The organism is Aliikangiella litoralis (genome assembly GCF_052495765.1).
The window spans coordinates 5,678,440-5,705,188 of sequence record NZ_CP199292.1 but is presented as its reverse complement, the minus strand read 5'-3'; the positions used below and the strand labels follow the sequence as shown (position 1 = coordinate 5,705,188).

Here is a 26,749-nt window from a genome sequence, read left to right as displayed (position 1 = left end):
ATTAAAGTTAATTGAGCAAATATTCAGCTAATGAAAGATCAGTTAGACACCAGTCAGATTGGCGTTCATTGTTGGCACACATGTCACGTTTAATGAGTGTTTCGTGAGCAAATGGGAATAATGGTTCTGTTGTTTTTACGCCATTAATATATCGAACAGAAACATCAGCATCACCGTTACATTCAACTAAGCTACCATCAACAGAACCGTTAGAAGTTACATTAATCATAGTACAATGACTAATCACAGTATTTTCATAAAGTGGATTAACTGCAATTCCAAGGTGTGCATCTTTAACATAAAAATCTTTAATGGTGATATCCGTTGATGGAGTTGTGCCTTTCTGATCGGCTCTGAAGGCGCGGTTATTACCTGTATCTGCTGCATGGTTAACGACAATATTTCCTAAATATTGTACCCGATGGTTTTGTGTTTCCCCCGTTGTACTCATACAAATGTCACCGCAATAAACCATATGAGTTTCCGGTACACCATAATCTAAAGAAATGTTATTTTCCCAAATCATATCGGAACAACTATAGTTTGACATTGATGCATTGGGTTCGTTAGATTCTCCTGCAATGGTTTTGTCCCAACGGATCACATTTCGACGAATAGTGATATTATTGCCACGGTAGCACATAATGACATAGCGACCTTCTCCAAAAAACCAAGAGTCTTCAATTAAATGGCCTGATCCTGATATTGCTACGGGAATTGAATGTTTATAAGTCCCACCGTGTGAGCATGACATTAAACGCATTGTGTTGTTATTGCCTTTTATAGCACAAGCATCTGCATAGGTTGATGCATGATGAACTCGTAAGCCACGAGCACTGGAATTTTCACCCTTCATTGTAAGTAATCCGCCTTTCCAATCGAGTCCTAATGTACCTCCACCATCCAGCTCTGCCATTCCATCGTGAACTGCTCTTACATTGATATTGCTAGGGATATCCATTGCTTGCTGATATCGACCATCATTAAGACACAAAGTATCGTTTGCAGATAGTTGCTCAAAAGCAACAGTAAATAAATCTCCCGGATTGATGGTTAGGGTGCAATCGTCAGTGTTGACTGATTTAGTTATAGTAATGGAAACACTATCTTGATTTATTGCTCCATCGTTATCGGTTGTTGTAATTTCAAAAGTTAGTATTCGACTAGCCTCATTTGAGCTTAAAGTTGGTGCAGTGAAAGAAGCTATTGATTGGTCTGAGTTATTCAAATTTATTGTATTGCCTGAAGTTTGTTGCCACAAGTAACTAACAATGTTGCCATCATTATCTTGAGCGGTAGCCGCTATTTCTACTTGAATATTTTCATTAACTGTCTGGTCTTCTCCTGCTGAAACTGTTGGAGTTTGATTAATACGAATAGTTAAACTTTTGCTCGTAGATTGATTTTTTGAGTCACTTATACTTGCAGTAATAATATGAGTGCCGCTGGTTAAAAGTACAGACAGGTTTTCTCCACTGCCTAAATCTCCATCACGATCTGAATGCCAGAGAACGTTATTACTTAAATTTCCATCTTCTATATCATCTGCTGTCGCAGTTAATATGGTATAGGTTCCTTCCATAATAACAGCAGTATTTGTAGGACTAATAATATTTATTGTAGGAGGGGTATCTGTGTTTGTTGAAGGAGGAGAATCTCCAGTATCGTTTCCACTGCCACCGCAGCCAACTAGAAAAATAAAAATAGAAGGTAGAAACATAGAAAAGAAAAGATAGTTATTTAAAGAGTTTATTTTGAACATTAATTGATTTCCCTATTAGTTTTTATTCGCTATTTATTTCGTTGAGTTTAGAGAGTTGGATACTATTTATAACAGGTTATATATATGCCATAAATTAGATATTGTTAGATTTGTGAGCTGACTCCCAGTAATTTGAAAGCTAGGGCAAGCAATCTATGAGAATTATAATATTAAAAACTTAATTGTTAATAGCGAAAAAGCTTGACCGTTCCTTTCAGTTTTTTAGGTCAAAAAATAAGAAATTGATGCTAATTTATTATTTGTGGGTATGAAGTAAAAGTATATTTATAAAAATAAATTTTTTAATAAGTAAACAAATAAAAAGCATATTATTTATATATCTGTAATGAGCTTATTATCCTTATCTAATTCTGAGTGAGTTGCTGTTATTTTATTTTTACAGTAATAGCTCAAGTTAGTAAGTAGTTCTTCTTATCTTAGAATAAATATCAAATAAATTAATTTGCATGTGCAATTAATCAATAAATTTAATTAAAAATAATTTATTAAACTCCTACATGATAATTCTTATTGAAAGTTTTTTTTTAAGCAAAAAAAAGTAACAACATAAAAGTATAAAAATAGAAAACAATATTTTATATGTTTAGAAAAGAAAAAATCACGAAAGAATTTGAATCTATTATTAAGTGAAAATTTACATCTTTAGTTAAAAAGCTTGACAATTTTTCTTTTAAGTAGAGACTTGCTGGCGCAGTTTTAAAAAATGATATTGTATGCAATTGATTAAATTAGGAGGAGTAACATGAATAAAAAAAATAATGTAACGCGGTATAGTTTATTGTTTTTAACAACTTTATCAGTTGGAAATTATGCGACAGCGGCACCTTATAAAAATGATAATGCTTTGACTTCTGGTCATGTCGTTCAGCAGACACAAAATTCGTTTCTACAAAATCTGGTGGTTCGTTCTGATCTTATTTTTCGTGGCAAACTAACGGAAATTAGTGAAGGGTTATCTGTGGAAGAAATACCTTACACATTCGTCACTTATCAAGTTGATGAAGTGGTTACAGGTCAGTATTCTGAAAAAACAATCACCCTGAAATTTGTTGGTGGAGAATTTCCTAATGGAAATCGATTGAGTGCGAGTAACTCACCTGATGTACAGCTTGGTGAAGAAGCTATTTTAATGGTACAGCAAAGTAAAGATACAGGTTGTGATTTCGTTGATTGCCAGCATGGACGTTTTGTTTTAGAAGATGGAGAGATTATTGCTGCTAATGAATCTGCAATTGTTGTAGATGGTAAAGGTGGAATTGACTACATCTCTTTTGCTGCACGTAAAAGTGGTACTCATAAGGCTAGTTTGGCTAAATCAAATATTCCCCATTTTATTTCGCATCTGAAAAGTTTAGACAAAGTTTCTTTGATGCAAAGAAAAAGCGCTAAGATTGCGGTTTCTAATACTGATAAAACTCTGCCTTTTAAAGCTTATTCTGCTTTAACTCAGGCCAAAAGTGTACCCAAAATTCCTAAAAGTGCAGTTAGTAATAAACCTCGTAAGTCAGAAAGCAATCCCCACGATCAGTGGGAAGAAGAAGAACTCAGATTGAATGGGGGCAACCCGATCCTTAGTAAGAGCTATCCAAATGCTCAAAACTAATTTGACTACTAATTAAAACGAGGAATAATTATGAAATTTAATCAATTAATGAAAAGGTTAGGCTTTTCAGCCCTGTTTATTTTGTCGAGTGGTCAAGTGATGGCTCATAAATATTGGACTGACTGTAATAATAATACACCAAGAAAATGGTCTGCTAGTAGTTTTACTTTTTATGCAAACCCAACTGGTTTTGATGGGCAGTATGCAAAATGGCGAACGTCTTTTGCAAAAGCACTTGAGCGCTTCAATGCAACGCCGGTTAACCTTACGATCAGTGTGCAACTTGATAATGAAACTGATGTGGGTATTGGTAATGGAGAGAGTGAAATTTGGTGGGGTGATGGCAATTCTGCTGTTGCTTATAACACGACTAGTCCTTGTGGCCAAACAATTGAAGGAGATATTATTTTCCACAATACTGTTCCCTATAAGGATGACATGAGTGATAAGACACAATATTGGAACTATGGTGGCGGAGGCGGTCGAACTTTTGAAACTACGGCGCTTCATGAAGTCGGACATACTGTCGGTTTAGCGCATGAGAACCGTTACTATAATATAATGGGGACCGATTATACACATGTCCATACAACGGGTGAGAATAGTTTGAGATCTTACTTGGGAGAAGATTCTGTTAATGGTTTGGTCAGCCTTTATGGTGGTAGTAATCGAGAAGATCTTTCAGTTGCAGCATGGCGACATATTGGTTCTTCTAGTGAGTATAGTACCCATGGGCGTACTCGTCTATTCAACAGTAGTGGTGGGGTTTTAAGCTCAAGTAAAGCGGTAGCTAGTTGTAATAATAGCCAATGTGAAATGCGCTATAACGTCGATCTTGGTCAGCCAATTCAATATGAAATGACACTTGAAAATAACGGCCGTAATTCACAAACCGTTAAGCTGGGTTATTACATTTCTACCAATGCTGCGATTACAAGTAGTGATACATTGATTGGAACTAGTACTGTTACAGTTACTCGAAATACCCCTGATACAGTTAAGAAAAATGTCACAATTCCAAGTAATTTAAATCCTAATACTAATTACTATCTTGGTGTTATTATTGATAACGATAATTCCGTAACTGAATGGACAGAAGCAAACAACAGTAGCTACATTCACATTCGCACAGGCGATAGTACAAATAATCAAGCACCAACTGCGGAAGCTAACGGTCCATACAATGGTGCAGCGAATAGCCCAATCAGTTTCAGTAGTAACGGCTCAACGGATCCGGATGGAAATATCTCGTCTTACAGCTGGGATTTCGGCGACGGTAATACCAGTACTTCTGCTAATCCAAGTCATTCCTATTCTTCTGCTGGTAGTTATACCGTTTCTTTAACTGTGACTGATAATGGGGGGCTTACTGCGTCAGATACAGCGACAGCAACAATTGGCAATGATCCTGATCCAACAGCATACTGTAGTATGAAAGGTGGTGGTAGCTACGAATGGATTGCTGGTGTTAAGCTTGCTGATTTGAATAATACTTCAACTGCTTCTGATTACACCGATTTTACTGGTAAAACTGCAAATGTTTCCTCAGGTAATAATACAATTACTTTAATACCTGGCTTTAGTGGTGGTTCTTATACCGAGCATTGGGCGGTTTGGATTGACTATAACAAAGATGGTGACTTTGCAGATTCAGGTGAAAAAGTGGCTACAGGAAGTGGTCAAGCGGCAGTTAATGCAACTATTAATGTCCCATCTTCAGCCTCTGGAAAAACACGTATGCGTGTTGCTATGAAATATAATGCAGCGCCTGCTGGTCCGTGTACCGATGTTGGTGATGGTGAAGTAGAAGACTATACCGTTTCTTTTGGTGGTGGTACCAACCAAGCGCCAACAGCAAATGCTAATGGCCCATACTCTGGTGCGATTAACACAAACATCAGTTTCAATAGTAATGGCTCTTCCGATCCTGATGGTGCAATTGCTTCTTATAGGTGGAGTTTTGGTGATGGAAATAGTAGTACATCTGCTAATCCAACTTACAGCTATAGTACCGCTGGTTCTTATACTGCGACTTTAACTGTGACAGATAATGAAGGCGAAACAGGCACTGATTCGGCTACTGTAACAGTAACTGATGGCAGTACAAGCACATTAGAAGATGCTTGTGCGACTGAATCACCACAGTCTAACAGTGGGCTGACTAGTGGCGATGCAATTTGTATTCCTGGTGCGACTGCTAGCAATAGCATTCAGTATTACTATATCTACGTTCCTTCTGGTACTAACAGTATCAAGATAGAAAGTGATCATGGTACAGGTAATGGCAATGTTTATTACAAAGCGAGTACTTGGGCAACTGTAACTAACTATGATCAACGTTCAACAAATTCTGGAAATGCTGAATCTATTACAGTGAATAACCCAGGCTCTGGTTGGCAATATATTAGTGTTGTTGGGATACGGTCAGGTATGGCATTAAAAGTCGAACTTCAATAATAAAAACTAAAAGTAAAAACTTTTAAGCCAAAGAGTGGTTCGCTCTTTGGCTTTTTTATTTGGATACCACGTTAGGTTGTATAACTGAAAAATAGATTGCTTCAGTCGAACCGATATACGTCACTATGCAAGGAGCGGGCATAAAAATGCATATAGGTAATTTACTTTCTAAGATTGGTGAGGACTTTATTAATATTGGGCAAAACTATTGTACTAATAGACAGCGCTGTCTATTATATATTTAAAGAGAGAACGCTAATTTGCGGTTGTCATTAGTCGTATTGGTTTAGCAGGTAATGATATTAGAAATATAGCGGCTTTATGTTTTGAAATCTTAATTAAGATATGTCGTATCAACCTATGAGATTATTTGGAAATACCTATGCTACTAAAGATAAAAGTACGAGTGATTACAGTTCTCACTTTAATGGCTCTACTAGCAATAATGTTTATTGGATTGTTAACGCTTAGGCAAGCGAGCAGTTTAGATAACAAGGCTAGAGTTTACCAACTGCTGACGAGCACTTTTGCAACTGTTTCTGAATTAGAAAAAGCTGCTTCTGATGGAACACTGACTGATCAACAAGCAAAAGCGCTTGCGACAAAAATATTGCGCAATAATATTTACCATAAAAGTGAGTATGTCTATGTTGCCGATGAAAATATGAATTTTATTGCGACACCGCTTGATCCCCAGTTACACGGAACAAGTTTCCATGAATTTAAAGATGGTGAAGGAAAAAGTGTTGGTAATATTATTTTAAGTGAAGTTAAAAAACAGCCAGAAGGGATTGTGGAATATGCTTGGACGAAAAAGAAGCCCGATGGAAGTATTGAAGATGTACTTTCAATAGTGAGGGTAAGCGATAAGTGGAAATGGGCTGTTGGTACTGGAATTGGTTTTCACGAAGTGAATGCACGTTTTTGGTCTACTGCACGCTGGCAAGTGGTATTTTGTCTTTTAATTGCTGCTATCTTATCAATCATTGTCTATCGTTCGGTTAAGCAACTGTTAACCGATTTGGGAAGCGAACCTTCAGAATTACTAAAGCTTACAACGCAAGTTGCATCTGGAAATTTTGAGAGTGGTACATTAAGCAAGATCGAAGAAAATAGCGTTTATGCTGCGGTTGTAAAAATGCGTCAAGCATTAAAAGGTATTCTTAGCTCTATTTCTAATGCAGCTAGTGATTTGAGGAATGAAGCATTAAATGTTGATCAAAGAGCAGAATTAATTGATAAGGCTATAAATTCACAATCACAAGAAGCTGATATGGTCGCTACTTCAGTCACTGAAATGTTATCGTCAGCCACGACTGTTGCGGAGAGTGCTAGCAATGCTGCTGAGGCAACTACTCAAGCTGATCAAGATGGTAATAAGGTCCAGTTAATCGTGGTTAATTCTGCTAGTGCAACAGAAATGCTGGCGGAACAAATTGATGAAGCTTCTGTGGTGATTGCGCACTTGGGTAAAGATATCGATACGATTGTCACTGTACTTGATGTGATCAGGAGTATTGCTGATCAAACAAACTTACTAGCATTAAACGCTGCTATTGAAGCTGCACGAGCAGGCGATCAAGGACGTGGGTTTGCCGTGGTTGCAGATGAAGTTAGAAACCTTGCAAAGCGTACTCAAGATAGCACAGCCGAAATACAAGGAATGATTGAACGTTTGCAAACGGGCTCTCAAAAAGCAATTAGTGCAATGGATACCGCTAAATCTTCAAGTTTAGAAACGGTGACTGGTGCTCGAGAAGCTTCTGATTCGTTAAAACAAATAGCCGCATCTTTAAAAACGATTACAGAAATGAATCACCAAATCGCGGCGGCTGCCCATGAACAAACAATTGTCAGTGAAGATATTGCAAAGCGGATAAACTTAATTGCTAATAATTCGCAACAAGCTGCATCTTTAACCTCTGAGAACAGTCAAGCATCTGATTTGATTTCTGAACTTGCAAGTGAGCTTGAACTTCATGTTAGTCAGTTGCAATTAAAGAAAAAACATTGAAAGTTTAGTCGTTAAAAATTAAGTCCCAAGCCGTTAGTGCTGCTTGGGAGAAAGGCATTTTGAATAGTAAGCTAACTTAAATATTGCTTGCTATTGAGTAGGAGAGAATACTAGGTCACCAAAATTAGCTGAAAACTCTACACACCATACACTCAGAGAGTCGAAATCATCCAATGATTTATTACTTGGCAGAGCTATTGTGAAAGTCGCGTTGTTGTATTGAGTGGTACTAAGTTCTGGGCCTATGCTAAAAGCATTGCTACCGGCGAAATCTTTATTGAGTGCAGCATAAAAATAAACTAAAGGTGCACTGCCGTCATAATTAAACATTTCAATTAGTATTGAACAGTCATTAAGAATAGTCGCTTTTCCGCTAACATCATGGGCTAATGTTGAAAACTCCCCGGTGTAACCAACTTTAGGGTGATCTGATGTGCAATTACTGCTGTTAAGCACATCAATACTGGCTTGCAGATGGTTAATGGCATCAGCAGCAGAGATTAATATTACATTGCTACTTCCAGAGTTAGCGACAATCGTTTCAACTTGTTGTTCAAAGTTGGCGGAAGCAAAATCAACTACCGCCCCCATTGATTGAGTGTGAGCTATTGTTGAAATAGTAATGCCATTAGATGTATTACCATCTTCATCGAGAGTCTGAAGAAATCTTGCCAGGTTGACAACACGATTGTCATTTATATCGGTTGTGGTAAAAATGCTAAGCGGCGTTAAAATGCTGGCTGCATTAATGGTAGGAAACTCAATATCGCCAATTGAAAAAGTAATTGTTTCGCCGGCAATATAGCTGAACTGCCCTGTTTCGTCGGTTGTGCCTGATTGTGTTGCTGTTTGATAACTTAAGCCTTGAACCGCAGCATCGATAAACTTTCCGGTTAAAACTGTTTGTACAGGTGGGGGTGGAGGAGTGGTGGGAACATTGGTTGATGATGAACCTCCACCACAAGCTGTTAGACTCGCTATAAAAATTAAAATGGAAGTAATAGACATTGATGATTTTATAAATGAATTCACAATATTTCTCAATAAAGCGTTAATAATTCTTAATTGTAGTGTGATTAAGCGCTTTAAACATCACAAATTCTTCACATTTAGTTTACAAGTTTGATTAGAACTTATAAAAATATTGTGGTTTAGTTCTAGATTGGTTTATATGAGTCATATTAGAATGTATTGTTTAAATAATGTAATAATGATAGATAGCCAATAGGGTTAACGAGAGCGATGAGAATAAAACAATATATATGGGGCATATTTGCCTGTTTTTTTATTCAATCAGTTTTGGCTGAAGAGTGCTTGGTATCAACTGATTTCAGAAATTTAATGAGTAACGCTCCAGAATTAGTAAAAGAAAAAATTGACCGTCAAAATGGTCGCTATGTTGCTGTTTTAAAAAATGGTGATAATGTTATCGCTAAGTTTGCAACTTGTGATTTAGGGTTGCAGGTACATTATTTTTCAACGAAAGAAATTAATGAAACCAATGCACGGCAAGCGATTGGTTGGTGGCTTGAGTATGTTTTGCCGTCTAAAGATGCTTATGAGCAGACATTAAAACAACTAAATTCGATGGATACTAATGACTTTAAAAATGCAATTGTATTAGAAGGTATCAATGATCAGCATCGTTTGGTCATTGAACCTTCAAGTAGCCCTCTGTTTTTATCTAGCATTTATTATGAATGGATACCTCCACAATACTAGGTTGTTATTATGATACATAAATTTATTATTATTTTATTGTTTTCAATAGTGCCAATGACTGGTTGTGCTGAAAAAGAAGACGTTGAAAGTGAAAATAAATCAAAATCTATTGCTAAAACAAAAAAAGAAATATCAACTTTTAATTCACTAACCAATGATGCGCCTCATCAAACTCAATTGCTTGATTCTGCTGACTCGTTTGTTTCCAGTAAAAATGCACAAGGAAATGTGGTTGCTAGTTACTTTTCTACACAACCCATTGAAGAAAAAGCTAGGTTTAATCGAATCGTATGGATATTAAAATCAACAGGTGCTAAACAATCTTTTATTACGCTGGTTGAAGCTCGTTTACCAACTAATCGAAGGTTAAAAAAAGATAATTTTATTTTACCGCTAACGGATGAAGAGGGAAAAAAATATCAGTTTGAATATATCAGCAAATTCAATAAAGGTTTATTTATCTTAAACTATCAGGAAAAATAGTATTTTTGGAGGGGCTATGTATATTAAAAATTCTGTTGGTCATGGTGGAAAAAATAACAAAAATGATGTTTTTTTTGTGCAAGAAATTCTTAAAATGCTTGCTACTGAAGACTTTCGCTTATTGGATATTAAAGTCGATGGAAAATATGGCAAAAAGACTGAAGCAGCAATTTATGAATTTCAAAGTTTATGTGTTAAATTAAAATCGCCAGATAGCCGAATTGATCCTAATGGACGTTCTGAAAAAACTTTAATTGCTAAAGCTGTCGAAATTGATAAGAACGAACTAGCTGTATTGGCTAAAAAATACCAGTTAAAAAAGTCAACTAATCCTGCTATAGAAAGTGGAAATCGAATTATAAATTATCGGGTTCATGCGAAGAAAGTTTTATCATCTTATAGTGAAAATATTATTAAATTAGCAATGGCTTATGCTGGAATTGTTAAATGTGATATATCAAGTACTTTACGTACCTTTGATGATCAGGCTCGTATAATGTATGGTAACTGTGCTGCTTATCCAAGCGCAACTTCTGTTAGTTCATTAAGAACGGCTAGGGGGTGGGGATATGCTGCTGCAGGCAGAGAAATAGAAAAGCTTTACTTTGCGAATAAGTCGAAAGATAAAGATGCCACTATTACTATTATGAAAGAAAAAATAAAGTCACTTTATAATGAAGGAAAAAAAGTCTCTCTTCATTGTGTCGCAGAAGGTGATTATAAAAATAAAAATGTTCTTGATATTCCTTATAGTAGCGTTTTAAGTCATAAACAAAAGGATTTTGAAATTGCTTTAATGGGAATGACACAAACAATTAAAAATGCGCGCTACGCTAGCCCTATTGCCGGTGAAACCTATATTGACAAATTGATTATTGAAGATCGTTGTTGGCATTTAGAAATTATACAAAGTAATAAATCGCTACCTAATCAAAAAAAATCCACTATTAACTCGCGCAAAACCAAAAGGAAACTGACTGCGGATAATTTGAGCTTGTTTGCTTGTTTTGTTGATGATTGGTATTAAACTATATTGTAAAATATAAAATTTTAAACGCCCAACATCTCCTTAGCATGTGAGAGTGTTTTATCTGAAATGACTAACCCGCCAAGCATACGTCTAATTTCTTCAATGCGTTGTTGTTGATCTGTTGTTTAACTTTGGTGATGGTTAAGTTAGTTTGTACTGGCGACCAAGTGCTGATCGTCACAAGCGCTCACTTGAGGCTGGTGGGTAGCGTCGATCACTTGTCGGTTCGTTTATAACCAATAAAGTAGGGACCTTTAAAAGTCTTCACATTAAATTCTAGGAATTTTGAGCCCGACTCATCGGTAATTATTTTTCCTCTGATAGCAAAACTCCAAGAATGGTTGTTATTATATATGCTACGCCAATAATAATATAATGATAACCTATATGCAGGTACTGAATTATCTAGATTTTCTAATGGAAATCGAAGTGTCGCATTATTAGCTGAACCGGAGTGATTTATTTTAAATATTTCAGAAACCCGGTTTATAGAATTTGAATAGGAGGGCCAGGACACTAATTGTTCTATATTAATTGAGTTTGGTGGCTCATCCTCAAAATGAACCGATAAATGATTTAAGTTACTACTAGTATCAGCCACCTTTAATTTATAACCATTGGGCTTTTGAGAAAATATGGTGATTAGCTTTGTCAATTTAGGAGTATTCAAATTTAAATCAGCAAATGCTTGACGTACGCCATCGGTTGCTCTAATTCTTGCCGTGTAACTCGAATATTTTTTTGTGTTTTGTGTATGGTAAATATTAGGCGGAGTCCACCGAATTAATCCTGTTTTAGTATCAACCTCCATACCTGAGGGACCACTTACCAAATGGTAACTTAAGTGTTCCTGCTTGCCTGCATATTTAATGATGGGTTCAAGGCTACCAGGAATACCTGGGATGAAATTTGTTAAATTGTTTTCTCTGACTGATATATCAATCCCTAACCCTCTCATTTTAACTGAATATTGATTAAGTTCATCATCTTCAATGGTGAAGTTGATTTGGTAGTCCTGAACGCCATTGACAGGTTTTGGATTTTTTCCAGTTACTATAACTAGGCGAGATCTGTTCCAATTATCAGGCGTAAAGACTAATTGTGTAATATGGTTATTTGTTGGTAAGGCCTCTTTTGCAGTGACAACGCCTTCATAGGTATTACTGGAAGTGATATTAACAGTGGTATTTTCTGAAGGTTTATAACCTAAGTTGACAAAGATGAAAGCTTTTTTACCCAGTTTTCCAGTATGCCCCCTGGTCTCACGAAATTCTAACTGTTGATAGTTAATTCGTATCACTTCGCTATAAGTCCAAGCATTACAAGTTTGTTTATTGCAATTTCGGGTACGATAACGGTAATAACCAGGGGGGAGATTGTTTATTTGATAGGTTTGTTCATCCAGTTTTTGTGCCGTTGCTGGGTAGTAATTTGCAGAGTCTGGAACAATAGAGGTAAGCCCACGCCAAATTTGCAGTTCATTAAATGGAAGGGATGGGTTGTTAGCCAGTTTTATGTTGATAGCGCGATCAGCTGCTGTAACATGATGTTTGTAAAAAGAAAGTGCTAAGGTATTAAATGGAATTCCAAGTATTAATAGGATAAAAACAATCAAATACTGTTTTCTTTTTTTCATTATTCGCTTTTTTCATGTGAGTTATGTAAATAACAACGGTAGTATATGCAATTAAGGGTTTCCTATGACCTATAAAGCTGATGCTATGATTGATTTTTTAAACGCCCAACATCTCCTTAGCATGTGAGAGTGTTTTATCTGAAATGATTAACCCGCCAAGCATACGTCCAATTTCTTCAATGCGTTGTTGTTGATCGAGTTGCTTAACTTTAGTAATGGTTGAGTTAGTTAATTTGGTTTTACTGGCAACTAAATGCTGATCACCACAAGCAGCTACCTGCGGTTGATGAGTCACGCAAATCACTTGTCGGTTAGTGGATAATTCATTGAGTAAGTGACCAACAGTTTCAGCTGTTCCGCCACCTATACCAACATCAACTTCATCAAATATAATGCAGGGAACTAGTTGTTGTTCAGCGGTTATAACAGCAATGGCTAAACTTATTCGAGATAGTTCACCACCTGAAGCGACTTTATTGAGTGGTTGTAATGGCTGTCCTGGATTTGCTGAGACCATAAAAGTGACACTATCCATACCAATAGCGCTGATTTGTTGATCTTGTTGGATAATTTGAATTTCAAACTTGCCGCCATCCATTGCAAGACCTTGGATTTTTTGGGTAATTAATTTTTGCAACTTTTTGGCTGTTTTTTGACGACTTTGAGATAGTTTTTGGGCTTTTTGTTGGTAGTCTTGTAAAGCATTTTGATAATCGTTAGCTATCTGTTGTAATTCTGACTCATCTGATTGTAGCTGTGTTAATTCTGCTTGTAATTGTTCGAAGTGTTCGGGTAACTGTTTTAAATCAACATGGTGCTTTCTTGCTAAATCATGAAACATAGAAAGTTGCTCGTCGAGTTCATTCAGCTTTTCAGGGTCACTATCCAATTTGTCACCATAATTGGATAGCTCTGTATAGGCTTCTTGTAACAAGCTTTCTGCTTGGATAAGAATTTCACTAATATTAGCTGCATTTTTATCCATTGAGCAAAGTTGGGTGACTTGTTCCTGAGTTTTATTTAATAAGCTCAGACAAGCATAGTTATCATCATCTTTTAGCCATTGTAAACCCGACTGCGTGAGCAAAAGTCGATCTTGGCTGGTCGCTGCGATCTGATGTTCTTGTTCTAATGTGTTGAGCAATGAGGTTTCTGGGTTAGCATTGGCTAGTTCTTCAACTTGGTAAGAAAGTAGTTCAAACTTAGCATCTCTCGCTTCTTTTTCTTGTTCTAATATTTTTTTTCGCTTTTGTATTTCATTAATTTGTTGAGCACTGGCGCTGACACTTCTTAATAAGTCGTTATTGTTAGCGTAGCGATCGAGCAAATAGAGTTGTTCTTTGGTGTGCATAAGCGTTTGATGTGCGTGTTGGCCATGAATGTCAACTAATAAGCGGGCCAGATTTTTCAATTGGCTTTGAGTGACTGTGCGTCCATTAATAAAACAACGACTTTTTCCACCGTTGACGACTACTCGACGTAGAATGCATTCATCTTCTTCATTTAGATCGTGCTCTGCAAGCCATTTTGTGGCAGCTGATTTTTCTGTGAGATCAAAAATAGCAGTGACTTCTGCTTGCTTAGCGTTAGGATAAATAACAGATTGTTCTGCTTTTTCACCTAAAGTGAGTCCAAGTGCATCGATAACAATCGACTTACCCGCGCCTGTTTCGCCTGTGATCACTGTCATACCTTCTGACCAGTCTAGATCGAGAGATTGAATAATGGCGAAGTTACGAATTTCAATTCGACTTAACATCTATTTGTACAAGTAGTTAAATAGCCAGGTAGACTATTTTATAGCAGTTTTATTCATTTGAATAGCGTTGTCTATATTCCAAATTATTACAGTTTTTGTCCCCAGTTTAGTTTACTGCGTAGAACCTCAAAATAATCATAATCTAATGGGTGAACAAGGCGCATTTCAATCGGGTATTGCTTGATACGGATCCTATCACCTGGCCTCAACGATATAATGACTTGCCCATCACAGCTCAGTTGAGGATGATGAGGATTGGCTTCTGAAACGACAATATCAATAATTCGCTGACGATTAACCGCTATTGGGCGACTTGTGAGTGTGTGAGGGAACATTGGTACGAGTACCATTGAATCTGTTTCTGGCGCCATAATGGGGCCACCACCCGAAAGAGCATAAGCAGTAGAACCTGTCGGTGTTGATACAATCAAGCCATCAGAACGTTGGCTATAAACAAACTGTGAGTCCATGTAAAGCTCAAACGCTATCATACGAGCAATTTCTCCAGGATAAAGAACCACATCGTTTACTGCACAAGAGGTGCCGATAACCTTATCGTTACGGTAAATTTCAGCGTTGAGTAAAAATCGATTTTCTAATGAATAATGGCCTTCCAATATTGGTGGGATACGTGTGTCTAATTCTGTTGGTCTAATATCGGTTAAAAAACCTAAATGGCCGCGGTTTACGCCTAGTAATGGAACTTGGCTATCAACCAATTCTCTTGCTGTTTTTAGCATACTGCCGTCACCGCCGACTACAATGACCAAATCACATAAATTCCCTAACTCTTCAAATTTGACTACATTCACTTGCTGCGTCTGAACTTCTTTTTGGTGGCGTTGGGGAATGTATAAGTCCTTATCAGTGGCTTCTAATTGTGCACACAGCAGGTTAACTGTTTCTATGGCGGCTTGGCTGTCAGGCTTTCCGGTAATTCCAATTTTATTAAAGCTTTTTTTAATTGACATCTTAATTTGGGTCCATAACCTTGAAATTTGGCATTTAAGCCGCATATTGTTCGTGCTGAGTGTATTATAATCGGTTGTTTCTCTTTAATTATCAAGATGCTATCTAATTAAACCGATAGTATTAAGTATTATATGGCCTAGAATAATTAAAATTGCGGAAAGAGAGCTTATGAAAGATAGGGATCTAATATTAATGAAGTCGCTCATAGAGTCCTATGTTCGCGAAGGTCTACCTATTGGTTCTAAGGCACTATTACGCAGTTCTCATCTGTCAGTTAGTCCTGCTACGATTAGAAATATTATGGCAGATTTAGAACGGCAGGGATTATTACTTTCGCCACATACTTCTTCAGGCAGAATCCCTACGACTCAGGGCCTTCGAATTTTTGTTGACCAGTTATTACAAGTAAAAAATCTTCGAGGAGAAGTTATTGAGCAGGTAAAACGCTCCCTTAATCCTGAAAACGAAGTTCAAACGCTCTTAAGTAATGCATCTAACATATTGTCAGATATGACAAAAATGGCTAGTTTGGTACAGGTGCCGGAAAAACCCTTCCAAAGAATTTTACAAATAGAGTTCGTTCCTTTATCTGATAATCGGATATTAGTTATTTTAGTCTTGCAAGATAATATTATTCAGAATCGGGTTATTCAAGTAGACAGAGCTTACACTAGAGATGAGCTCAGTGTGATGGCGAATTTTTTAAACCATCATGTTAGTGGAAAAGATTTGAATACGGCGCGTGAAGAGCTGTTGCAACAAATGATCGATGAAAAACAACAGTTAGATGAGTTAACTAGGCAGGCGATTATTCTTGCTGGTCAAGGTATAGACTCTCAGGCAAATTCGCAAAATAAAACTAACAGTCTACATATTTCGGGTCAAACAAACCTTGTTTCTATGGCTAGTCACGGCCAAATTGATAACTTGGAACGTATTTTTCAGGCATTTAAGCAAAAACAGCAGATTTTAAATATTTTAGAGCGTTCGATGGTGGCTGATGGTGTTAAAATATTCATTGGCGAAGAGAGTGGAGAGCAAAGTTTTCAAGATTGCAGTATAGTGACAGCGCCCTACAAATTAGAGGGGGAGCCTGTTGGAGTGCTGGCTGTAATTGGTCCTACCAGAATGCCATATGATAAAGTCATTCCAATTGTTGATGTGACAGCTAAGTTACTTTCTTCGGCAATTACCCAGAAATCGTCTGATATCAGGTAAAATTTACCCCGTTTATTTAAATTTAGACTGTTATTTTGCTTGAATATCTAAAACTGATCCCCATATTCATCCCACTTAAGAAATACCTTAAAAATTTTAATTGATTGAGGCGATGATATTCGTCCGTTTTTGGCTTAGGAGCTGTAAAAATGAGTGATAATGAGGATCTTCAAAGCGCTGAAGAAAACCAAGAAGTCGCACCAGAAGAACAAAAGCTGACTTTTGAAGAGCAGGTTGAAACTTTAACTGCCGAGCTTAATAAGGCATTAGAAGAAGCGGAAACTCATAAAGATGTGGCTGTTCGAGCAAAAGCTGAGTCTGAAAATATTAGACGTAGAGCAGAGAGGGAAGTGAGCAACGCTAGCAAATTTGCATTAGAACGATTTGCAAAAGAAATATTAGCAGTTGTCGATAGTCTTGAAAAGGCATTGGAACACCCTGTTGAAGGTGAAGCGCAAACTTCAATGAAAGAAGGTATTGAGTTGACCTATAAGTTGCTAATCGATACTTTAAATAAGTTCTCAATTGAGCAAATTGATCCATTAGGCGATGCGTTTGATCCAGGTTTACATGAAGCTATGGTCATGCAAGAGAGTGCGGAACATGAGCCAAATAGTGTAATGAATGTAATCCAAATGGGATATTCACTCAATGGTCGATTGATTCGTCCTGCCAGAGTTATCGTTGCTAAAGGCAAATCACCAGAAATTGATGAAAAAGCCTAAAAAATACCTTGAATTAATTGATTACGGCCCCAGATAAAGGGCATCAAAGTTTAAATTAGAAGTTTGCTTTTACTCTGCTGATTAGTGATAAGTCCAGTTATGAGATATAAAGTAAAAATTGTGGAGAGATGAGATGGGTAAAATAATTGGTATCGATTTAGGAACAACTAACTCTTGTGTTGCTGTTCTTGATGGTAAAGACTCAAGAGTTATTGAGAATTCTGAAGGTGCAAGAACGACGCCTTCAATCGTTGCATACACTGATGATGGCGAAATTTTAGTTGGCCAATCGGCAAAGCGTCAGGCGGTCACTAATCCAAACAACACATTGTTTGCTATTAAGCGTTTAATTGGCCGACAATTTAAAGATGATGTTGTACAAAAAGACATTAAGATGGTTCCTTATACTATCACTGCGGCTGATAATGGCGATGCTTGGGTTGAAGTAAAAGGTGAAAAAATTGCACCACCTCAAGTGAGTGCAGAAGTACTTAAAAAAATGAAGAAAACAGCGGAAGACTTCTTAGGTGAAACTATCACTGAAGCTGTTATCACTGTACCAGCTTATTTTAATGACTCGCAACGTCAAGCAACTAAAGATGCTGGCCGTATTGCTGGTTTGGATGTTAAGCGTATTATTAATGAGCCGACTGCTGCGGCATTAGCCTACGGATTAGATAAAGGTAAGGGCGATAAAACAATTGCGGTTTATGACCTTGGTGGTGGTACTTTTGATATCTCTATTATTGAAATTGCAGAAGTTGAAGGCGAGCATACCTTTGAAGTATTAGCGACTAATGGTGATACTTTCTTAGGTGGTGAAGATTTTGATATGCGCGTTATTGAGTATTTAGTGGATGAGTTTAAGAAAGATAGCGGTATTGACTTAAATAATGATCCTTTGGCTCTACAAAGATTGAAAGAAGCAGGTGAAAAAGCCAAAGTAGAATTGTCATCAAGTGCACAAACTGATGTTAATTTACCTTATATAACAGCCGATGCTTCAGGTCCAAAACATTTAAATATTAAATTAACTCGTGCCAAATTAGAGTCATTAGTTGATGATTTAGTTGAAAGAACTTTAGAGCCATTAAAAGTGGCTATTAAAGATGCTGGTTTAAATGTTAGTGATATCGACGATGTTATATTAGTCGGTGGTCAAACTCGTATGCCAAAAGTTCAAGCGGCTGTTACAGAGTTTTTTGGTAAAGAGCCTCGTAAAGATGTAAACCCAGATGAAGCGGTTGCTATGGGCGCTGCAATTCAAGGTGCGGTTTTAGCGGGTGATGTAACAGATGTATTACTTTTAGATGTAACACCATTGTCTCTTGGTATAGAAACCATGGGTGGGGTTATGACTAATCTGATTGACAAAAACACTACGATTCCAACTAAAGCGAATCAAGTTTTCTCAACAGCGGAAGATAACCAAACGGCAGTAACTGTTCACGTACTTCAAGGTGAGCGTAAAATGGCTGGACAAAATAAATCATTAGGAAAATTTGATTTAACTGATATCCCACCAGCTGCACGTGGTATGCCACAAATTGAAGTTATCTTCGATATTGATGCGAATGGTATTTTGAATGTTTCGGCGAAAGATAAAGCGACAGGTAAGGAGCAATCAATTGTGATTAAAGCTTCTTCCGGTTTATCTGATGAAGAAATCGAAAAAATGGTACGTGATGCAGAAGCTCATGCGGAAGAAGATAAAAAATTCCAGGAGCTTATTGAAGTACGTAACCAGGCAGATGGTTTAATTCATGCGACGAAGAAAACCATGGAAGATGAAAAAGTAACCTTTGAAGATGGTGAAAAAGAGTCAATCGAAGCGGCAATTAAAGATCTTGAAGAAGTTATCAAAGGTGATGACAAAGCGGCCATCGAAGCGAAAACTGAAGCATTAACAAAGGTATCGCAAAAAATGGCTGAGAGAATGTATGCTCAGGCACAAGCTGAAGCACAACAAGCTCAACCAGATGCAGCTTCCGGCGCGCAGGAAGAAGCTAGCAAAGATAATTCTGATGATGTTGTCGATGCTGAATTTGAAGAAGTAAAAGACGATAAAAAATAAACAGTGGGAGCTATTGCTCCCAGTTTATGGCATGGAGTGTTGTTGCGCGGGGAAATCCCCGCGTTGCTGTATATGAAAGTTAACTAACGGTATTTGGTATGTCTAAAAGAGACTATTATGAAGTTTTAGGTGTGAGTAAAGGCGCGTCAGATCAAGAGCTTAAAAAAGCTTATCGACGTCTTGCGATGAAATACCATCCAGATAGAAACCCAGATTCAAGTGAAGCTGAAGAAAAATTTAAAGAAGCTAAAGAAGCCTATGAGGTTTTAACCAATGAGCAAAAGCGCCATGCTTATGATCAATATGGGCATGCAGGTGTCGATCAGAGTCAAGGTGGGTTTCATGGTGCAGGTGCTGAAAGCTTTAGTGATATTTTTGGAGATGTATTTGGTGACATTTTTGGTGGCGGCCAACGTGGTGGCGGGCGTCAACGCCAGCGAAGAGGCGCAGACTTACAATACAATTTAGAACTATCTTTGGAAGATGCTGTTAAAGGCATTAAAAAGCAGATAAAAATTCCAACCTATGTCTCTTGTGATACATGTGATGGAAGTGGTGCTAAGAAAGGTTCATCATCCAGTACTTGTGGTACATGTAAAGGTGTCGGACAAGTTAGAATGCAGCAAGGCTTTTTTTCTGTTCAGCAAACGTGTCCTACATGTCATGGGCAAGGGACAGTTATTAAAGATCCTTGTGGTAGCTGTTCTGGTCAAGGAAGAGTGAGAAAAGAAAAAACACTTTCTGTGAAGATACCGGCAGGTGTTGATACAGGTGACAGAATTCGTTTAACGGGTGAAGGCGAAGCGGGTGGTCCAGGCTCAGTTCCTGGAGATTTATATGTTCAGGTTCATGTGAAAGAACACTCTATTTTTGTTCGTGAGGGTGATAATCTTTATTGTGAAATGCCCATAAGTTTTATCACTGCCTGTCTAGGTGGTGAGTTGGAAGTTCCAACTTTAGAAGGTCGGGTTAAACTCAAGGTGCCAGAAGAAACACAAACAGGAAGAATGTTTCGTTTACGTGGCAAAGGTATTTCGCCAATGCGTGGTGGTATGCGTGGTGATTTGATGTGCCGAGTGATTGTGGAAACGCCTGTGAATTTAAATAAAGAACAAAAAAAGATGTTGCAAGAATTTGACAACTATTTACAAGGTAGTAAAAAGCAGCATTCTCCTAAATCGAGTAATTGGTGGGAAGGTGTGAAGAATTTTTGGGATGAAATGACAAATTAATTTAAACATCCAAGATTGATTAAAAGAGAAAAAGGCAGCCTTTGGCTGTCTTTTTTATATATTGCTATTTTAAAGTTAAAAGATAAAAGTATCGTTATATTTTTTTAGTTTTAATTATCAAAGTGTAATGCTCAACTAATTTTTATTATTAAACTATTTTAGGTCAGTTATTCTGGGTTGAATTCAGACTAGGTTCATAAAAGTAATCTGGTAAGATTTAAAAAATGATAATACTGTTACACTTTTGTGTGTGGGATAACCATTTTTTACTTGCTTTTGCTTTAGCTAAAAATAAATAAAAAATACAGATTTTCGTTCAGTTTCAGTTAATTATAAAAATATTATCCTGACATGGAATTAATTAACCATGTAAGGAAAATATGATGAGAAAAGTAATATTAACTGCTGCAATTTTATCGGGATTATCATTTCAGGCAATGGCAGAAACTCCATCCTTTAATTTTGTAGAAGTCGGTTTTACGCAATTAGATATTGATAATTCTCCATTTGAACCAGATGGCTTTGAATTGGATTTTAATTATGAATTATCGGATAACGTTTATCTAAGTGCCGATCATGCAAAAGTTGATGAGGCTAATGTCGATATGAAAATGACGAATTTAGGGATCGGTTTTAAATCTGATATTAATAATTCAAGTACCGTCTTTGCTCAAATTGATTGGGCTAATTATGAAGCTGCCAATTATGATGAAAAGGGATATAAATTAAGTGCTGGTATTCGTTCTAATGTGACAGAGAATATCGAGTTAACAGGCGCATACGAATATCTAGATATTGATGATGAGTCAGCTAATTATTATGTTGTTGGGGCAGCGTATAAGTTTTCTGATGCACTTTCATTATATGCTGACTATAAACTTGAATCAGATGTTGATCAAATGTCTTTAGGTGTACGGTTTAATTTTTAGCCAAATCACTTGTTCATTTTAACTTAAGCAATTATTCAAAACCTGTATATTGATTGCTTGAGATTGCCGGAGCCACTTTTTGTCCTGTAAGGCAAAAGGTGCGCATGTAGCTATTCTACAGGTTTAGCTTTTTACTCTGCGGGCGAAAAAATGACCTCGCCCTGCGATAGAAGGTGGTTGAAATTTAGTCACTCTTTGCTGCTTGTCGCTTATTTAGAGTGACTAAACCAAGCTCTGCACGTCCCAATTGGTTAAAATTTAGCCGAAACAATCTCAAGCAATCAAAGAGCAACACGCCTAGCTGTAGTGGATCATTATTGAAATTAATGCACTTAAATTATTTGAATAGAATGGAATATTGTTATAAGCGTTATTTATAGTGATTTAGCTATAAATTTGGCTGATTAAAAGTTGTTTTAAGTCGATTTATAATAAAATGTCTGAATATTGTTATTGTTTGTCCAAATTTTGCTAACTTAACACGACCACTCACTGTAAAATTACCCATGTAAAAGTTGATTATATTGTTAAATGTAATGGGCTTTTATAGTTTTGGCTTGATTTAACCGTTTAATGTGTTCTTTTATTATTTCGACTTAATCGACTGATTTTATATCTAGCATTATGGACTTATGGAGACATAAAGAATTAATTTTGCTTAATATATGTTCCCATAAAGAGAAATTGAAGTATTAAGAAAAAATAATAAGTTAAGCAAAAACATAAAAATTAAGTTGTTTTATTTGAATTTATTCGAGTTCAAATATTTTATTTTTATAAACAAAGAAAAGGAAACAGTAACATGGCAAAGTTTTTAAAATTAGGCATAACAGCCTCTTTATGTCTTGCACTCAGTGGGTGCTTTGAGGTTGAAGATAATAGTAATGATGCTGTTGTGGCAGAACTAAAGGCGCAGAATGAGGCTTTATTAGCACAAAAAACACCTATCTCGATTTACGGTAACGTCATTGATGCAGCAACAGAAGAGCCTGTAGAGGCAACATTAAAAATTAAAGTGGGATCTGTATGGCAAACTCCTATATCCGTTAATGGTGAGTTTGATGTTAGTCAACTACCCGTTAATACCTTATTAGAAATACTTGTGCAAAGCCCAAGTGATGCTTTTATGGATCGTGTATTTTATGTGAAAACAACTTCAGTTGATGCTGGCCAAGTCGCATCACAAGCTTTAGGAAACTTGAAAGTTTCAGAGGGAATGGTTAAAAGTTACTCAATTTTAAAAGCGGATAATAGCGAACCTTTCGAAGGAATTGTATTTCGCTACTCAACGGCTTTAGAGATAGATAACAATAATGTTCCGTTGGTAACATCACCAAACCCTGAATATAACGTAAAGTCGAGTTATGATAGTTCAACTCAACTTTATTCAATTGAACTACCCAAAGACATTCCATTTCTATTAACGGCTTCAGGTGATATAGATGGCGATGGTATAGTTGATTATAAAACTGTTGATAATTACTTTTGGTACAATAATAGTATTAATCTTAGTGCTACAGACGCATTTAAATTATCTACGTTATTTGTTAATGAAATGGCAGAATATCAACCTGTTGAGCTTCGAGTTAGTGTTATAGATGAATTAGGTGTTCCATTTGAAAATATCGATTTTTATGCCAATGATAAATACACGGGACGCTTAGATATTTCATTTGACAATTCGACCAAGGAATATGTGTTTGATTATCAATCTTCAGGACAAATGACATTGATGATGCCGAGCTTTATATCAAATGAGGTATCATACCAAAGTGGACAAATTACATTAAACTGGTCAGCAGAAAATGAGTTGTATCTTTATAGTTCAGGATTTAAAAATAACCTGCCTCATGAGCTGAATGCTGTTGATGGTGTTGCGTCAATTGTTGTTCAGCCTCGTCTATCTTATGGTTATAATGGTGTAAATATTATTACATCAGTGATTGACGAAGAAGACGAATATACATTGAAGCAGTTTTATGCATCGCCAATTGGTTTGTTGGATAATTCTGTCACTTTAGTTCAATATAATGTTTTTAAAGTGATAAGAGGTAATGATTCTTCTACTGATACTGTTCCTGCTGGAGTAACTCGAATTGGTACGACTACTGTAGATATCCCTTCCAATGGTTCATTAAAGCATAATGATACTTTTCTAACAGAAACGGCGACACAAGCTTTACCTAAAGGTGATTATCGTTACCATATTAATCAATTAGTTAATAAAGAAACTGGTAATACTTTCAATGCTAATAGAAGTTATAGTTTTACTGTTGAAGGCTTTAACAATAACGAATCATTTAATATTAATGATGTAAAACTAGATAACAATAATGGTACGACTAATGGAACGTTAATTGTAGCAACGAATACTGCTGGCGTGAAAAATACTGCAACTGATAATAGAAGTACCGCATATCTTTATTTTCCAAAATCAATTGAAACTTTGAGCTATTTAAATATGACGAGAGTTTCTAGTGTTATTGACGGTAATACATACAATAATGACGTTCGTTCTTATAATATTGTGATTGATGGTGATATTAAAATTCAAACTATGCAGCTTGTCAGTCTTGCTGATAATGAATTAATTGAGAACTTAAATGGTAGCTCTTCATATTATAATTATCGTGGAACAACGCTACCTGATGGTGAAACTTATTTTAACTCTAATTACTATTATAGTTCTTCGTCAGATAATACTGCTACATCAATTAATACCCAAACTTTTCGGTATACTTACAAAGTTAAAGGTGATGATACACTTTATGAAGGCACTATCACTTTACCTGTTTTGTAGTAGTTAAAATAATTTTAGAAAGATAAATGATATTGTCTGTTGTTCTTGCTGCCTATGCAGGAGAAAAAATTGTTTGGCTCGGAGGTGAAGGAACTTGTGAACTGTTTTCTGGTGTAGAAAGTTTACGTCATATTGTCGCAAAATAATTTGAATGAGTATTTGTTAATTTATGCCGAAAAAACTTCGGCATAAATTAACTTTAGATTAATTAACTTTTTTATTTTAAAGCTTTTAGTCGTTTTTGGGCCTCTGTATGGCCTTGTTCCGCGGCTTTAGAATACCATTCGATGGCTTTATCTATATTAATCGTAACGCCTAATCCATTTTCATAAAAGCGTCCTAAGTTATATTGAGCCCATTTGTGATTTTTATCAGCAGCTTTTGTAAACCAGTTCAGTGCTTCTTGATGATTTTTTTCAACACCGAACCCATTTTCATATAATAAACCAATTTCATTAGCCGCTCCTACATGTCCTTTTTCTTGAGCTAGCATAAATAGTTTTAATGCTTCGGGGTAGTTTTGTGCAACGCCTAAACCATTTTTTAGCATATAAGCGTAACTATATAATCCGTATTTGTTTTTCTGATCAGAGGCCAACTTATATAGAGCTGCTGCTCTTTCAACACTTTTATCAACCCCAAAACCATTTTCGAAGTAATTTCCTAGTGCCAAAATAGAATTTATATGCCCTTGCATAGCTGCACTCATCAACCATTTTGCAGCGTTAGCTTCATCTTTTTTTGTTTCTTCAGGTGATACAAAACCATAAATTTTAGTTCTCCTGATCTTCCTTTCTAAACTTTTTGCGACCTCATATTGTGCATCAGGATTCCAAGAGTTTGCGGCTTTAACGAACCAGTTTGTTGCTCTATTCTCATCTTTTTCTACTCCCATGCCTATTTTGAACGCTAAACCGATCATATATTGAGCATAAGGTATTTTAGATTTGGCAGCTTTTTTTAAATAGCTAATAGCTATGTCGACCTGTTGCTGGCTTTCTTCTTTTGTAAAAGATTGCACTAGCATTTTCGCACCATAGAAAGATTGTGCTATATCATTACCTCTATCAGCATAAGATTTTAGTTCTTTTATAGAGTTATTAATAGTTTCCGATTTTAGTTTATCATCAAATACCATTTGACCCAATTGCGCCACTCTAATTAAACTGATGTAGTTATCCTTAGTTGATTGGGAAATTAAAGCATCAGCCTTACTTTTATATTTTTCTCCAAAAAATTCATTTTGATAGAAACTAGCTAGCTTTTCGAGAGCTTTCCCTTTTCCTTTTTTTTCTGATGCTATTTGTAAAAATTGTTCTGCTAATTGTTTATCTTGATTAACCCAAATACCTTCTTGATATAAACCTGATAATAATATAAATGCTTCGGCATATTCTAATTCAGCGGCTTTAGTGACAAATTCTAAGCAGGCACCATCACTGTAATCAGGTAAGCGCCCTTTTAAGCATAAAGTTGCGGCTTTTATATAAGCAACAGGGCTATTATAGAGTGATGCTTTTAAGTACCATTCTGCGGCAAGTTGATAGTTTTTTTCTGCATTTAACATATCACCTAAAGCTATTGCTGCATGGCTAGTTTGGTTTGCTAACTCCTTAACTAAGCTATAGCCAATGGTTTCTTCCCCAGCGGTTAATCGCCCATAATAACCCATTGATGAATTGAGAAAACGAATATTATCAAAATAAATTTCTTGCTGGATTCCTGTTTCTTTATCTTCAGCAATAACAATATAGTAAACCGCTTGATTAGCCGCTCTTAACTCTAAGTAATAATCTATTGACTTATAACCCGCTAAGTTGAGTATATCTTCAACGTCACCCCATGATGCGACCTCATAAGCATTATAAAAAGCTTTTCCAGAACCACTACTAAAAACGCCTTCAAGAATCATTGCAACAAAGCTTTCATGAAAATTAGCTCCTTTAGTATCACCAAGTTTTGCTTTACAATTAGCTGCACTCAGATGAGGATTGATGCTCCAATAATTCACTTTAACCAATGAGTCCCAATCAATTTGCGAACAGGTTAATTTCCCTAAATCTAGTTTCGATTTTATATCTAAATATTTTTGATGTTTAATTGCTGTTGACTCTGTTTGAGATGATTTTAAATATGCTTCCCATAAAGTTTTATAATCAACTGTTTTATCGCCTGCCTTATATTGTTCAACTAAGTCATGTATTTCTTGGTTGAGATCTCTTGTTTCTATCTTTTTCGTTGCACAACTAAAAGTAAGAGCAGAAATAAGTAAACAAAAAATAGATCTTATTAAATAAGTTTTCATATAATAA

General features: G+C 36.3%; 18 protein-coding genes. 12 read left to right on the top strand and 6 right to left on the bottom strand.

Annotation, left to right across the window (positions count from 1 at the left end; translation table 11 throughout):
• Nucleotides 1-7: 7 nt before the first annotated feature.
• Nucleotides 8-1,762, bottom strand: a complete 1,755-nt coding sequence (locus ACT5E3_RS23835; RefSeq protein WP_444996068.1) for a PKD domain-containing protein — start codon at nt 1,760-1,762, stop codon at nt 8-10.
• A 763-nt stretch (nt 1,763-2,525) separates the two neighbouring features.
• Between ACT5E3_RS23835 and ACT5E3_RS23830 the strand changes: the two genes are divergently transcribed.
• The 3 genes from ACT5E3_RS23830 (at nt 2,526) to ACT5E3_RS23820 (ending at nt 7,857) form a co-directional block, all read left to right on the top strand.
• Nucleotides 2,526-3,386, top strand: a complete 861-nt coding sequence (locus ACT5E3_RS23830; RefSeq protein ID WP_444996067.1) for a hypothetical protein — start codon at nt 2,526-2,528, stop codon at nt 3,384-3,386.
• A 30-nt stretch (nt 3,387-3,416) separates the two neighbouring features.
• Entirely contained in the window at nt 3,417-5,843 is a 2,427-nt protein-coding gene (locus ACT5E3_RS23825) for a PKD domain-containing protein (protein WP_444996066.1), read from the top strand.
• A 382-nt stretch (nt 5,844-6,225) separates the two neighbouring features.
• A complete protein-coding gene (locus tag ACT5E3_RS23820) occupies nt 6,226-7,857 on the top strand; it encodes a methyl-accepting chemotaxis protein (protein WP_444996065.1) in 1,632 nt (543 codons plus the stop codon).
• Between the two features lie 90 nt (nt 7,858-7,947).
• Here the strand turns inward: ACT5E3_RS23820 and ACT5E3_RS23815 are convergent, their stop codons facing one another.
• Nucleotides 7,948-8,889, bottom strand: a complete 942-nt coding sequence (locus ACT5E3_RS23815) for a DM13 domain-containing protein (protein ID WP_444996064.1) — start codon at nt 8,887-8,889, stop codon at nt 7,948-7,950.
• Between the two features lie 210 nt (nt 8,890-9,099).
• On the opposite strand from ACT5E3_RS23815, the gene ACT5E3_RS23810 reads away from it, so the two are divergent.
• From ACT5E3_RS23810 to ACT5E3_RS23800, 3 genes are read left to right on the top strand one after another with little or no spacing between them, the layout of a single operon-like run.
• On the top strand, nt 9,100-9,579 hold the full coding sequence (locus ACT5E3_RS23810; protein WP_444996063.1) for a hypothetical protein: 480 nt from the start codon (nt 9,100-9,102) through the stop codon (nt 9,577-9,579).
• 9 nt (nt 9,580-9,588) lie between these two features.
• Nucleotides 9,589-10,062 (top strand): hypothetical protein, encoded by a 474-nt coding sequence (locus tag ACT5E3_RS23805; RefSeq protein ID WP_444996062.1) that lies wholly within the window; start codon nt 9,589-9,591, stop codon nt 10,060-10,062.
• 16 nt (nt 10,063-10,078) lie between these two features.
• Nucleotides 10,079-11,089: a peptidoglycan-binding domain-containing protein gene (locus ACT5E3_RS23800; protein ID WP_444996061.1), complete on the top strand. Its 1,011-nt coding sequence runs from the start codon at nt 10,079-10,081 to the stop codon at nt 11,087-11,089.
• Between the two features lie 217 nt (nt 11,090-11,306).
• On the opposite strand, the gene ACT5E3_RS23795 is transcribed toward ACT5E3_RS23800, so the two are convergent.
• The 3 genes from ACT5E3_RS23795 to ACT5E3_RS23785 all read right to left on the bottom strand — a co-directional run bounded on the left by ACT5E3_RS23795 (nt 11,307) and on the right by ACT5E3_RS23785 (nt 15,458).
• Entirely contained in the window at nt 11,307-12,728 is a 1,422-nt protein-coding gene (locus tag ACT5E3_RS23795) for a hypothetical protein (RefSeq protein WP_444996060.1), read from the bottom strand.
• 97 nt (nt 12,729-12,825) lie between these two features.
• Nucleotides 12,826-14,487, bottom strand: a complete 1,662-nt coding sequence (recN, locus tag ACT5E3_RS23790) for a DNA repair protein RecN (RefSeq protein WP_444996059.1) — start codon at nt 14,485-14,487, stop codon at nt 12,826-12,828.
• A gap of 86 nt (nt 14,488-14,573) precedes the next feature.
• The gene (locus ACT5E3_RS23785) at nt 14,574-15,458 is read right to left on the bottom strand and encodes an NAD(+) kinase (protein WP_444996058.1); all 885 of its coding nucleotides are present in this window, start codon (nt 15,456-15,458) and stop codon (nt 14,574-14,576) included.
• 169 nt (nt 15,459-15,627) lie between these two features.
• Here ACT5E3_RS23785 and hrcA point away from each other — a divergent pair, with 169 nt between their 5' ends.
• The 6 genes from hrcA (at nt 15,628) to ACT5E3_RS23755 (ending at nt 24,437) form a co-directional block, all read left to right on the top strand.
• The gene (gene hrcA, locus ACT5E3_RS23780) at nt 15,628-16,677 is read left to right on the top strand and encodes a heat-inducible transcriptional repressor HrcA (RefSeq protein WP_444996057.1); all 1,050 of its coding nucleotides are present in this window, start codon (nt 15,628-15,630) and stop codon (nt 16,675-16,677) included.
• Between the two features lie 149 nt (nt 16,678-16,826).
• Nucleotides 16,827-17,402: a nucleotide exchange factor GrpE gene (gene grpE, locus ACT5E3_RS23775; protein WP_444996056.1), complete on the top strand. Its 576-nt coding sequence runs from the start codon at nt 16,827-16,829 to the stop codon at nt 17,400-17,402.
• A gap of 133 nt (nt 17,403-17,535) precedes the next feature.
• The gene (gene dnaK / locus ACT5E3_RS23770; protein ID WP_444996055.1) at nt 17,536-19,476 is read left to right on the top strand and encodes a molecular chaperone DnaK; all 1,941 of its coding nucleotides are present in this window, start codon (nt 17,536-17,538) and stop codon (nt 19,474-19,476) included.
• Between the two features lie 98 nt (nt 19,477-19,574).
• Complete coding sequence (gene dnaJ / locus ACT5E3_RS23765; protein ID WP_444996054.1) at nt 19,575-20,708, top strand: molecular chaperone DnaJ; 1,134 nt, start codon at nt 19,575-19,577, stop codon at nt 20,706-20,708.
• Between the two features lie 380 nt (nt 20,709-21,088).
• Complete coding sequence (locus ACT5E3_RS23760) at nt 21,089-21,637, top strand: porin (RefSeq protein WP_444996053.1); 549 nt, start codon at nt 21,089-21,091, stop codon at nt 21,635-21,637.
• Between the two features lie 802 nt (nt 21,638-22,439).
• Complete coding sequence (locus ACT5E3_RS23755) at nt 22,440-24,437, top strand: hypothetical protein (RefSeq protein ID WP_444996052.1); 1,998 nt, start codon at nt 22,440-22,442, stop codon at nt 24,435-24,437.
• A gap of 217 nt (nt 24,438-24,654) precedes the next feature.
• On the opposite strand, the gene ACT5E3_RS23750 is transcribed toward ACT5E3_RS23755, so the two are convergent.
• Nucleotides 24,655-26,742, bottom strand: coding sequence for a tetratricopeptide repeat protein (locus ACT5E3_RS23750; RefSeq protein ID WP_444996051.1), 2,088 nt, complete (start codon nt 26,740-26,742; stop codon nt 24,655-24,657).
• Nucleotides 26,743-26,749: the final 7 nt, after the last annotated feature.

What these genes read in the sequence shown, in the direction of transcription:
- ACT5E3_RS23810 (WP_444996063.1), top strand. Translation starts at nt 9,100, where the DNA reads ATGAGAATAAAACAATATATATGGGGCATATTTGCCTGTTTTTTTATT.
- ACT5E3_RS23750 (WP_444996051.1), bottom strand. Translation starts at nt 26,742, where the DNA reads ATGAAAACTTATTTAATAAGATCTATTTTTTGTTTACTTATTTCTGCT.
- ACT5E3_RS23835 (WP_444996068.1), bottom strand. Translation starts at nt 1,762, where the DNA reads ATGTTCAAAATAAACTCTTTAAATAACTATCTTTTCTTTTCTATGTTT.
- ACT5E3_RS23825 (WP_444996066.1), top strand. Translation starts at nt 3,417, where the DNA reads ATGAAATTTAATCAATTAATGAAAAGGTTAGGCTTTTCAGCCCTGTTT.
- ACT5E3_RS23800 (WP_444996061.1), top strand. Translation starts at nt 10,079, where the DNA reads ATGTATATTAAAAATTCTGTTGGTCATGGTGGAAAAAATAACAAAAAT.
- hrcA (WP_444996057.1), top strand. Translation starts at nt 15,628, where the DNA reads ATGAAAGATAGGGATCTAATATTAATGAAGTCGCTCATAGAGTCCTAT.
- ACT5E3_RS23795 (WP_444996060.1), bottom strand. Translation starts at nt 12,728, where the DNA reads ATGAAAAAAAGAAAACAGTATTTGATTGTTTTTATCCTATTAATACTT.
- ACT5E3_RS23785 (WP_444996058.1), bottom strand. Translation starts at nt 15,458, where the DNA reads ATGTCAATTAAAAAAAGCTTTAATAAAATTGGAATTACCGGAAAGCCT.
- dnaJ (WP_444996054.1), top strand. Translation starts at nt 19,575, where the DNA reads ATGTCTAAAAGAGACTATTATGAAGTTTTAGGTGTGAGTAAAGGCGCG.
- ACT5E3_RS23760 (WP_444996053.1), top strand. Translation starts at nt 21,089, where the DNA reads ATGATGAGAAAAGTAATATTAACTGCTGCAATTTTATCGGGATTATCA.
- grpE (WP_444996056.1), top strand. Translation starts at nt 16,827, where the DNA reads ATGAGTGATAATGAGGATCTTCAAAGCGCTGAAGAAAACCAAGAAGTC.
- ACT5E3_RS23755 (WP_444996052.1), top strand. Translation starts at nt 22,440, where the DNA reads ATGGCAAAGTTTTTAAAATTAGGCATAACAGCCTCTTTATGTCTTGCA.
- dnaK (WP_444996055.1), top strand. Translation starts at nt 17,536, where the DNA reads ATGGGTAAAATAATTGGTATCGATTTAGGAACAACTAACTCTTGTGTT.
- ACT5E3_RS23830 (WP_444996067.1), top strand. Translation starts at nt 2,526, where the DNA reads ATGAATAAAAAAAATAATGTAACGCGGTATAGTTTATTGTTTTTAACA.
- ACT5E3_RS23820 (WP_444996065.1), top strand. Translation starts at nt 6,226, where the DNA reads ATGCTACTAAAGATAAAAGTACGAGTGATTACAGTTCTCACTTTAATG.
- ACT5E3_RS23805 (WP_444996062.1), top strand. Translation starts at nt 9,589, where the DNA reads ATGATACATAAATTTATTATTATTTTATTGTTTTCAATAGTGCCAATG.
- recN (WP_444996059.1), bottom strand. Translation starts at nt 14,487, where the DNA reads ATGTTAAGTCGAATTGAAATTCGTAACTTCGCCATTATTCAATCTCTC.